This window comes from Parvibaculum sp. (assembly GCF_035325945.1).
Taxonomy (GTDB): Bacteria; Pseudomonadota; Alphaproteobacteria; order Parvibaculales; family Parvibaculaceae; genus Parvibaculum.
Map to the genome: position 1 here is coordinate 5,896 of NZ_DAOKYX010000011.1, position 8,398 is coordinate 14,293.

Sequence of the window (8,398 nt, forward strand, 5' to 3'; positions counted from 1 at the left end):
CCGGGAAGGCCGAGCGCGATGCGCCGCGCCGTAAAGGCCGGATGGACGACCATCACCGCCTCGCGCTGGAGCCGGGCGAGCGCTTCTTCCGCGCCGAGTTCCTCGACCTCGCCATCGGCGCTCACCGCAAGCGCGCCCCAGCGGCTGTTTGCCCCCGCGCCGATGCGCGCCGGAACCAGCGCCGCCGCATCGGGCAGAACGGGGCCATGCGAGGTAGGGAGCCCCGCCGAATCGCTTGAGGGATTGTGGTTCATCGCCCGCGAGTATAGCCGCGCCCGTGAGGCGCCGCGAAACCTCTAATCGCCCTCGCTAGTGGCCAAGTCCGGGAAAGACATCGGCCAGCGCGCCTCGGGTCGCCGAGATTTTCTGGTGAAGGCGCGGCACGTCGTTGATGGCCTGCTCGGCCTGGCCGCGCTCGACCGCCTGCCCGATATCGTTCGCGACGCCCGACAGCGCGACGAGGCCGATATCCGCCGCCTGCCTTCCGAGCTGGAGCGCCTTGTCGCGAAGAGCGCCGGCGTCCTGCGCCTGAAGTGCGGCGTCGATCCCGTCCTCAAGGTCGAGAATTGTTTCGAGCGCCCCGACGATGCGTTCGGCTATGTCCGTCTGGCCGAGTTCGCGCTCGAGCTCATAGAGATGATCGTGATCGACGAGGCGCTCTCGCCTTGCGCCCTTGGCGGCGTCGCCCTGTTCTGCCACGTGAGCGGGGGCGGGCGAGGGTGAGGCGGCGGCAGTGCCAGCTTCCTGCGGGATGAGGAAGGAGAAGGTGCTGCCCCGTCCGGGCGCGCTGTCGACCTGGATGCGACCTCCCATGAGCGCGACGAGGCGGTCGGAGATCGCAAGCCCGAGGCCCATGCCGTCGGGCCGGCCATGGCCGTTCGCAGTTTCGCCCTGCGCGAAACTGTCGAAAAGCCGCGCCTGCGCCTCTGGCGAGAGGCCGATGCCGGTGTCGAGCACGGAGAAGCGCACGCCCGCCCCGCCCTGCGCGAAGGCCACGGGCTGCAGTCTCAGCATGACGCCGCCCGTCTCCGTGAACTTGATGCCATTGGAGATCAGGTTCACGAGCACCTGCCTGAGCCTGTCCGGATCGGTCACGATATAGGGCGGCGCGCCGGGCGCGAGGTCGAGTTCCAGCGAAAGGCCGCGTTCGGCCGCATGCGGCCGCATCAGGCGGGTCACGCTCCGCGCGATCTCGGCCGGATCGAAGCTCAGCGGCTTCAGCTCCAGCGCATCCGCCTCCATCTGCGAGAAGTCGATCATGTCATCGAAGAGCCGCCTCAGCATCCGGCTCGACTCGCCGATCGCCTGGGAAAGATTGGTCTGGCTTTCGCTCAGGGGCTCCTGGCGCAGGAGATTGGCCATCCGCGCTATCCCGTCGAGCGGCGTGCGCACTTCATGGCTCAGGATCGCGAGAAATTCGCCCTTGGCCTTGTTGGCGGCGCGGGCTGTGTGCTCGGCCTCCTCGGCGTCCTGGCGTTTCTGCTCGGTGGCGGCATGGGCCCGCGCCATGCGCTCGACGAGATCGGCATTTTCAAAGCGCAGCCGGATCGCTTCGCGATAGGAGCGGTTGACGCGCCGCGTCCAGCCGCCGATGGCGAGGACGAGAACGGCCGCAAGTGCGACCGTCGCCATGCCGAGCGGCTCGCCCGAGAGAAGCAGCAGCGCGAGCGTCGGCAGCGCGATGGGGGTGATATAGGCGACGATCGCAGGCGGGTAGGTCGAGCGCGTGACCGCGGTCGCCATGGAAAGACAGGAGACGACGAGCGCATAGAAGATATGGTGGGCGAAGGACGAGCCGGGCAGCCACACCAGCGCGCCCATGCCCCATGTCGAGCCGCTGATGAGTGCCACGGCGGCATAGCGTCTTGCCCAGGTGAGCGCGCGCCCGGTGGCATCGGGATCGGAGCGGAACCCGGCTCGCACGCGGTCGAAGCTGATCTGCGCGATGAGCTGGATGAGAAGCACCACGCCGGTGGCCCAGAGCGGCGCCGTCGCGGAGAAGGCCAGCCCGACGATCAGGATGGCCCAGAACATGGTGAGGCGGCTCGCCTCGCCCAGTTCGAAGAGCAGGCGGACCTGCTCCGCCTCGATCCTCGTGCCGATGTCGAGCGGCCGGCGCAGGCGCCGTTTCGGGCCGGCCTCGGGGGCCTTCAGGGGGGCTCTCTCAGCCGAATCCGGTTCCGACGTCATGGCGCTATTCGGTTACTCTGGCACTGTCGCCCGGGGTTTTACGAATGAAGGTTCGCCGCGTTGACGGCATGGGGGGCCAGAGCATAGGGTCCGGGCACTTTACAAGTTCCTAAGTATTGCCATTCCGGGTTCGAAAATGCCGTCCAACTCCCTCACCGTCAGCGACACCGAGCTTCTTGAAGCGGCCCGCGTCAGCAAGGCCTGGCCCTTCGAGGAAGCGCGAAAAATCGTGGAACGGCTCGAGAAAGAGGGCGGGTCCGATCGCACGATCCTTTTTGAGACGGGCTACGGACCGAGCGGCCTGCCTCATATCGGCACGTTCGGCGAGGTCGCGCGCACGACCATGGTGCGCAAGGCTTTCGAGACGCTCGCGCCGGGGGTCAAGACGCGGCTTCTCTGCTTCTCGGACGACATGGACGGCCTGCGCAAGGTGCCGACCAACGTGCCGAACCAGGAGATGCTCTCCAACTACATCAACATGCCGCTGACGCAGGTTCCGGACCCGTTCGGCAAGTTTCCGAGCTTCGGCGCGCACAACAACGCGATGCTGCGCTCGTTCCTCGATTCCTACGGCTTCGAATACGAGTTCGCCTCATCGACCGAGTATTACAAGTCCGGCCGTTTCGATGCGACGCTCCTCAAGGTGCTCGAGAAGTTCGACGCCATCATGGACATCATGCTGCCCTCGCTGCGCGAGGAGCGCGCCTCCACCTACAGCCCCATTCTGCCGGTGAGCCCCCGCACGGGCCACGTGCTGCTCGTGCCGCTCGTCGCGCGCGATGTCGAGAAGGGCACAGTGAGCTATGAGGAACCGGACACGGGCGAGGTGATCGAGGTGCCGGTCACGGGTGGCCATTGCAAGCTCCAGTGGAAGGCTGACTGGGCGATGCGCTGGGCGGCGCTCGGCGTTGACTACGAAATGGCAGGCAAGGACCTCATCGATTCCGTCAAGCTCGCCTCGCGCATCTGCCGCGTGCTCGGCGCCACGCCGCCGGAAGGCTTCAACTACGAGCTTTTCCTCGATCAGGAGGGGAAGAAGATCTCGAAGTCGAAGGGCAACGGTCTTTCGATCGAGGACTGGCTCCGATATGCGAGCCCCGAAAGCCTCCAGCTCTTCATGTTCCAGTCGCCGCGCACCGGCAAGCGGCTCTATTTCGACGTCATTCCGAAGAATGTCGATGAATATCTCTCATTCCTCGCCGCCTATCCGAAGCAGGCGGCGAAGGAGCGGCTCGGCAATCCGGTCTGGCACATTCATGGCGGCAATCCGCCGTCGGAGGAATTGCCGATCAGCTTCTCGCTGCTTCTCAATCTGGTGAGCGCGAGCCATGCGGCGGACAAGAACGTGCTCTGGGGCTTCATCCGCCGCTACGCGCCGGACGCGACGCCGGAGCGCTTCCCGCGTCTCGACCAGCTTGTCGGCTATGCGATCAACTATTTCCACGACTTCGTGAAGCCCGCCAAGACCTATCGCGCGCCGAGCGAGATCGAACGCATCGCGCTTGTCGATCTGGCGGAGGCGCTCGAAAAGGCGGGCGCCGATGCGACGGCCGAGGATTGCCAGAACATCGTCTACGAGATCGGCAAGACGCATGGCTTCGAGAATCTGCGCGACTGGTTCAAGTCGCTCTATGAAATCCTCCTGGGCGAGGCGCAGGGGCCGCGCTTCGGCTCCTTCATCGCGCTTTACGGCGTGAAGGAGACGGTGCGCCTCATCCGCCGCGCTCTCGATGGCGAGGATCTCTCGAAGGGCTGAGGCGCCGCTGGCGGCTCATTCTCCATAGCGTCCCTCACACGCAGATGTGATGGCCATGCACTCTTGCCGCCCGCGTCGCATGGCCGGATCATGCGGGCATGGCCGCACGCTCCGTCCTTCTGATCCTGTTTCTGGCGCTCGCCATTCTCCCGGCGCGGGCGTCGGAAGGCATGGAGGCCGCACGCGACGCTTATGTGCGGGGAAGGTTTGAGGAGGCGGCGGAGCTTGCGCGTTCGCTCGGCACTTCGGAAGGAAACGCGCTTGCGGCGCGCGCGGAACTCGCAGAAGGCGACTATCTCGCGCCTCCTTCCGAGCGCCGCGCGCGCTTCGAACAGGCGGAGAAGGATGCCCGCGCCGCGATCGCGCTCGATCCGCAAAACCCGGAAGGCCATCTCTGCCTCGCCCTGGCGCTCGGTTTTCTCGGCAGGCTCGACGGTGTGGTCGCGGCGCATTTCGCGGGTTACGCCGACGAGGCGCGCCAGCATATCGACCAGGCGCTTCAGCTTGCGCCGACCAACCCCTGGGCGAATGCGCTTCTCGGCGGCTGGAATCTCGAAATCGTGCATCAAGGCGGCCTGCTCGGGCAGGCGATTTACGGCGCCTCGCTCGAGAAAGGCATCGCGGCCTATACCTATGCGCTGGCGCTCGACGGCGGCAATGCGGCGATCGCCTATCAATATGCGCTGCAGCTCGTCGCGCTGGGTGGCGCATGGCGACGCGCGGAAGCGCGGCAGGCGCTGTCGAACGTTCTCGATGCGGAACCGGCCGATGCGTCGGGACGGTTCGCGCACCAGCGCGCCGAACGGTTGAAGCGCGCGCTCGATACGCATGACGAGCGCGAACTGCGCGCCATTCTCGCCGATCAGTTCGGCGCCGATACGAGGAAGGCGGACGGCGCTACTGGCTGGCCCAGATGATCCGCGCCATCCAGAGAATGTCCTCGGGGTGGAGGATGCGCGTTTCGTAAGCCGGATTGAGAGAGGCGAGTTCGATGCTTCTTGCCGTGCGCCGTGCAAGCACCTTCGCCATGACCTCGCCAGCGACGGTCTTGACGACGACGCGGTCGCCGCGCCTGATCGATGCTGCCGGCGAGACGACGATGATGTCCCCCTCCCGATAGACCGGCATCATGCTGTCGCCCGTGACCTCGAGCGCATAGGCATTCTCGTCGTTGATGTCGGGGAAGCTGACCTCGTCCCAGCCGCTGCCGGCCGGAAAGCCCGCATCGTCGAAATGCCCGCCCGCGCCTGCCTGCGCCAGTCCGATGAGCGGTACGCGGCGCTGCCGGGGAGCAGCATCCTGGCCTTCCACGAGCGCGAAGAATTCGTCCAGATTTGCGCCGGTCGCATCGAGAATGCGCGAAAGGCTTTCCGTGCTCGGCCAGCGCAGGCGCCCTTGCGCGGTGATGCGCTTCGACTTGTTGAAGGCGGTGGGGTCGAGCCCCGCCGCTCTGGCAAGACCGGAGGCCGACAAGCCATGATGCCGGGCAAGCTGATCGATCGCGGCCCACAGGCGGCCATGGGAGAGCGATTGCGGCATGGCGAGGCGGAAATTCCTATTATTCGGACTTCTGGCCCGGAAAATAGGAATCTTCGCACAGAAAATACCGCCCCGCAGCCGGAATATGAGGGCCGCGTTTCTTGTCCGCAGGGGTTCCCCTCGCTACATTGCGCCCGCATGTGAAAGGGCGGCCATGAGCGCGCGAACCATTTACAAGATCGTGACGGAGAGCGAGTGGCGCGCGGCCGAGGCCAAGGGGCGCTTCGAGGGTTCCGCCGTCGATCTCAGGGACGGCTTCATCCATTTTTCGACGGCGGCGCAGGTGCGCGAAACGGCGGCGAAGCATTTTGCCGGCGCGGCAGATCTCGTGCTCGTCGCGGTCGATCCCGCGCCGCTCGATCTCAAATGGGAAGTCTCGCGCGGCGGCGATCTCTTTCCCCACCTCTATGGCATGCTCGATCTCGGCGCGGTCAAGCGCGTCGATCCGCTTCCCCTCTGTGCCAGCGGCGAACATCGTTTCCCCGCGATGGATTGAACGACATGGATCTGTTTCCGCTTGCGCGGCCCATGCTGCGCCACATCGACCCCGAGCGCGCGCATCGCTTGACGATCCTTGCGCTGAAGCTCGGTCTCGCCCCGCGCGACGATGAGCCCGATCCCGCCTCGCTTGCGATCGACCTCTGGGGCCTGCATTTCTCCAATCCTCTCGGCATCGCCGCGGGCTTTGACAAGAACGGCGAAGTGCCCGACGCCATGCTGAAGCTGGGGCTCGGCTTCGCGGAGGTCGGCACCACGACCCCGCGCCCGCAGAGCGGAAATCCGCGCCCACGCATCTTCCGCCTGAACGGCGAGGGCGCCGTCATCAATCGGCTCGGCTTCAACAATGAGGGGCATGCGGCGCTGAAGCGGCGCCTCGAGGCGCGCCGCTCAAAGCCCGGCATCGTCGGCGTCAATATCGGCGCCAACAAGGACGCGGCCGACAGGATCGCCGATTACGAGGCGGGCATCGCCGCCTTCGAGGGGCTCGCCTCCTATTTCACGGTGAACATCTCCTCGCCCAATACGCCCGGCCTGCGCGCGCTCCAGAACAAGGCCGAGCTTGAAAACCTCGTCGCCCGCGTGCTTGCCGCGCGCGAAGGGCGCACGCCCGTCCTCCTCAAGATCGCGCCCGATCTCACCGATGCCGAACTCGCCGACATCGCCGAAGTCGCGCTCGAAAAGGGGCTCGACGGTCTCATTGTCTCCAACACGACAATCAGGCGGGAGGGGCTCGTCTCCTCGCCCGCCGCCTCCGAGACGGGCGGTCTTTCCGGCCGGCCGCTCTTTTCTCTGTCCACGGAGGTGTTGAAGACGATGTATCACCTCACGGGCGGGAAGATCCCCATCGTCGGTGTCGGCGGCGTGTCGTCGGGCGCGGACGCCTATGCGAAGATCCGCGCGGGCGCGTCCCTTGTTCAGCTTTATACGGCGCTCGTCTTCGAGGGGCCGGCCCTTGTCCGCCGCATCAAGCGGGAGCTGGCGCAGGCCCTCGCCGCCGATGGTTTCGGGAACATTCGCGATGCTGTCGGCGTCGATGTGAAGAACCAGGAAGCCACCTAGCGAAAGGCCGGTCTTGCAAGGCAAACCCCGGAAAGGAATCTGGCATGGCGAAAGTCACCATCTGGCACAATCCCCGTTGCAGCACCTCGCGCTCCACGCTCTCGCTTCTCGAGCAGCATGGCCTCGATCCCGAGATCGTCGAATATCTGAAGACGCCACCTTCCGCGGAGGAGCTGAAATCGGTCCTGAAGAAGCTGCGCATGAAGCCGCGCGACCTCATGCGCAAGAAGGAAGCGCTCTACAAGGAGCTGGGCCTCGACGATGAGGCCCTGAGCGACGACAGGCTCGTGCAGGCCATGGCCGAGAACCCGATCCTCATCGAGCGGCCCGTGGTCCTTTTCGGTCAGCGCGCGGCGCTTGGCCGCCCGCCGGAGAACGTGCTCGATCTCTTCACCGATCTCTGAGAGCGGAAAGGGCGCCCCGCTCAGGCGCCCGTCTGTTCCTCGGCCTTGAGTAGAAAATGCCCATGCGCCGAGGCGATGGGCCGCGCGCGGTCCTCCTGCCAGGCTTCGGCCTGCACGGTGACGACCCTGCGGCCCTGCTTGGTGATATGCGCCCGTCCATAGGTGTCGAGCGGCTTGCCCGAGCGCAGATAGTCGATGGTGAGGCCGATGGGCTTGGGGATCGAGGGCATGCCCGTCTCGAAGGCGACCTGAATGATCGCCGTCATTTCGAGAAAGGCGCCGATGACGCCGCCATGCAGCGCCGGCAGCGCGGGATTGCCGATGAGCTTCTCGTCGAATTTGAGCACCGTCGTGATCTCGTTGCCCTTCTGATCGACCGAAATGCCGAGGAAACGCGCATAGGGGATCGCTTCGATGAACTTTTCGAGGTCGCGCGTCACGACGGCATCTCCGGATTTGTTGTCGGTCATCTCGCTCACCCTTCGCTCTTCGGCATGATGTCGCCGAGCGCCATCGCGCTGGGCGGCATGGTGCGGTTGGCGCCCAGCATGAACGTGCCGACACAGGCGGCGATGGGGTCCGCCTCGTCCGTGTGATAGGCCGTGCCGCGCACGAAGGCGATGTTGCGCGTGACCTTGTAGCAATGCGCGTGGCTCATGAGCGCAAGGCCCGGCGTCGCGGGCTTCATGTAGTCGATCCTGAGGTCGAGCGTCGCGATCGACATGCGCGCGGAAAGAGCGAGCTGGACGGCCATGCCGCAGGTGTGATCGAGGAGCGTCGTGATGACGCCGCCGTGAATGACGCCCGTCTCCACATTGCCGATGAGCTTCTCGTCATAGGGGACGCTCAGCCAGGCATTGGCGGCGGACGCATCGATGACCTTCATGTTGAGGGCCTTTGCCTGCGGCGTATAGGCGATCATCGAGGCCTTCATGGCTTCGACGATTTC

At 65.6% G+C, this 8,398-nt stretch carries 10 protein-coding genes; 5 read left to right on the forward strand and 5 right to left on the reverse strand.

Annotated elements, in window-relative coordinates:
* On the reverse strand, window positions 1–254 hold a 254-nt coding region (locus PKA57_RS07410), incomplete at its 3' end, for a hypothetical protein (RefSeq protein WP_324299074.1).
* A 55-nt stretch (window positions 255–309) separates the two neighbouring features.
* Window positions 310–2,190 carry an ATP-binding protein gene (locus PKA57_RS07415; protein ID WP_324299076.1) on the reverse strand — a complete coding sequence of 627 codons (1,881 nt, stop codon included), beginning with the start codon at window positions 2,188–2,190 and terminating at the stop codon, window positions 310–312.
* Window positions 2,191–2,326: 136 nt separating this feature from the next.
* On the opposite strand from PKA57_RS07415, the gene PKA57_RS07420 reads away from it, so the two are divergent.
* Both PKA57_RS07420 and PKA57_RS07425 read left to right on the forward strand, forming a co-directional pair.
* Window positions 2,327–3,946, forward strand: coding sequence for a lysine--tRNA ligase (locus tag PKA57_RS07420; protein ID WP_324299078.1), 1,620 nt, complete (start codon window positions 2,327–2,329; stop codon window positions 3,944–3,946).
* Between the two features lie 98 nt (window positions 3,947–4,044).
* A complete protein-coding gene (locus PKA57_RS07425; RefSeq protein WP_324299080.1) occupies window positions 4,045–4,863 on the forward strand; it encodes a hypothetical protein in 819 nt (272 codons plus the stop codon).
* On the opposite strand, the gene PKA57_RS07430 is transcribed toward PKA57_RS07425, so the two are convergent.
* Window positions 4,844–5,485 (reverse strand): helix-turn-helix transcriptional regulator, encoded by a 642-nt coding sequence (locus PKA57_RS07430; RefSeq protein ID WP_324299082.1) that lies wholly within the window; start codon window positions 5,483–5,485, stop codon window positions 4,844–4,846. The genes PKA57_RS07425 and PKA57_RS07430 overlap by 20 nt on opposite strands.
* Before the next feature lie 154 nt (window positions 5,486–5,639).
* Here PKA57_RS07430 and PKA57_RS07435 point away from each other — a divergent pair, with 154 nt between their 5' ends.
* From PKA57_RS07435 to arsC, 3 genes are read left to right on the forward strand one after another with little or no spacing between them, the layout of a single operon-like run.
* Window positions 5,640–5,981 carry a DUF952 domain-containing protein gene (locus tag PKA57_RS07435; RefSeq protein ID WP_324299084.1) on the forward strand — a complete coding sequence of 114 codons (342 nt, stop codon included), beginning with the start codon at window positions 5,640–5,642 and terminating at the stop codon, window positions 5,979–5,981.
* Between the two features lie 5 nt (window positions 5,982–5,986).
* Complete coding sequence (locus PKA57_RS07440) at window positions 5,987–7,045, forward strand: quinone-dependent dihydroorotate dehydrogenase (protein ID WP_324299086.1); 1,059 nt, start codon at window positions 5,987–5,989, stop codon at window positions 7,043–7,045.
* 44 nt (window positions 7,046–7,089) lie between these two features.
* Entirely contained in the window at window positions 7,090–7,449 is a 360-nt protein-coding gene (arsC, locus tag PKA57_RS07445) for an arsenate reductase (glutaredoxin) (RefSeq protein WP_324299087.1), read from the forward strand.
* A gap of 20 nt (window positions 7,450–7,469) precedes the next feature.
* On the opposite strand, the gene PKA57_RS07450 is transcribed toward arsC, so the two are convergent.
* Window positions 7,470–7,919, reverse strand: coding sequence for a PaaI family thioesterase (locus PKA57_RS07450; protein ID WP_324299242.1), 450 nt, complete (start codon window positions 7,917–7,919; stop codon window positions 7,470–7,472).
* A gap of 5 nt (window positions 7,920–7,924) precedes the next feature.
* Window positions 7,925–8,398 (reverse strand): PaaI family thioesterase (locus PKA57_RS07455; protein WP_324299090.1); only part of this gene is annotated, 474 nt, incomplete at its 5' end.

Coding starts and splice junctions, on each gene's coding strand:
- PKA57_RS07440 (WP_324299086.1), top strand. CDS start 5,987: ATGGATCTGTTTCCGCTTGCGCGGCCCATGCTGCGCCACATCGACCCC.
- PKA57_RS07435 (WP_324299084.1), top strand. CDS start 5,640: ATGAGCGCGCGAACCATTTACAAGATCGTGACGGAGAGCGAGTGGCGC.
- PKA57_RS07450 (WP_324299242.1), bottom strand. CDS start 7,919: ATGACCGACAACAAATCCGGAGATGCCGTCGTGACGCGCGACCTCGAA.
- PKA57_RS07425 (WP_324299080.1), top strand. CDS start 4,045: ATGGCCGCACGCTCCGTCCTTCTGATCCTGTTTCTGGCGCTCGCCATT.
- PKA57_RS07420 (WP_324299078.1), top strand. CDS start 2,327: ATGCCGTCCAACTCCCTCACCGTCAGCGACACCGAGCTTCTTGAAGCG.
- PKA57_RS07415 (WP_324299076.1), bottom strand. CDS start 2,190: ATGACGTCGGAACCGGATTCGGCTGAGAGAGCCCCCCTGAAGGCCCCC.
- arsC (WP_324299087.1), top strand. CDS start 7,090: ATGGCGAAAGTCACCATCTGGCACAATCCCCGTTGCAGCACCTCGCGC.
- PKA57_RS07430 (WP_324299082.1), bottom strand. CDS start 5,485: ATGCCGCAATCGCTCTCCCATGGCCGCCTGTGGGCCGCGATCGATCAG.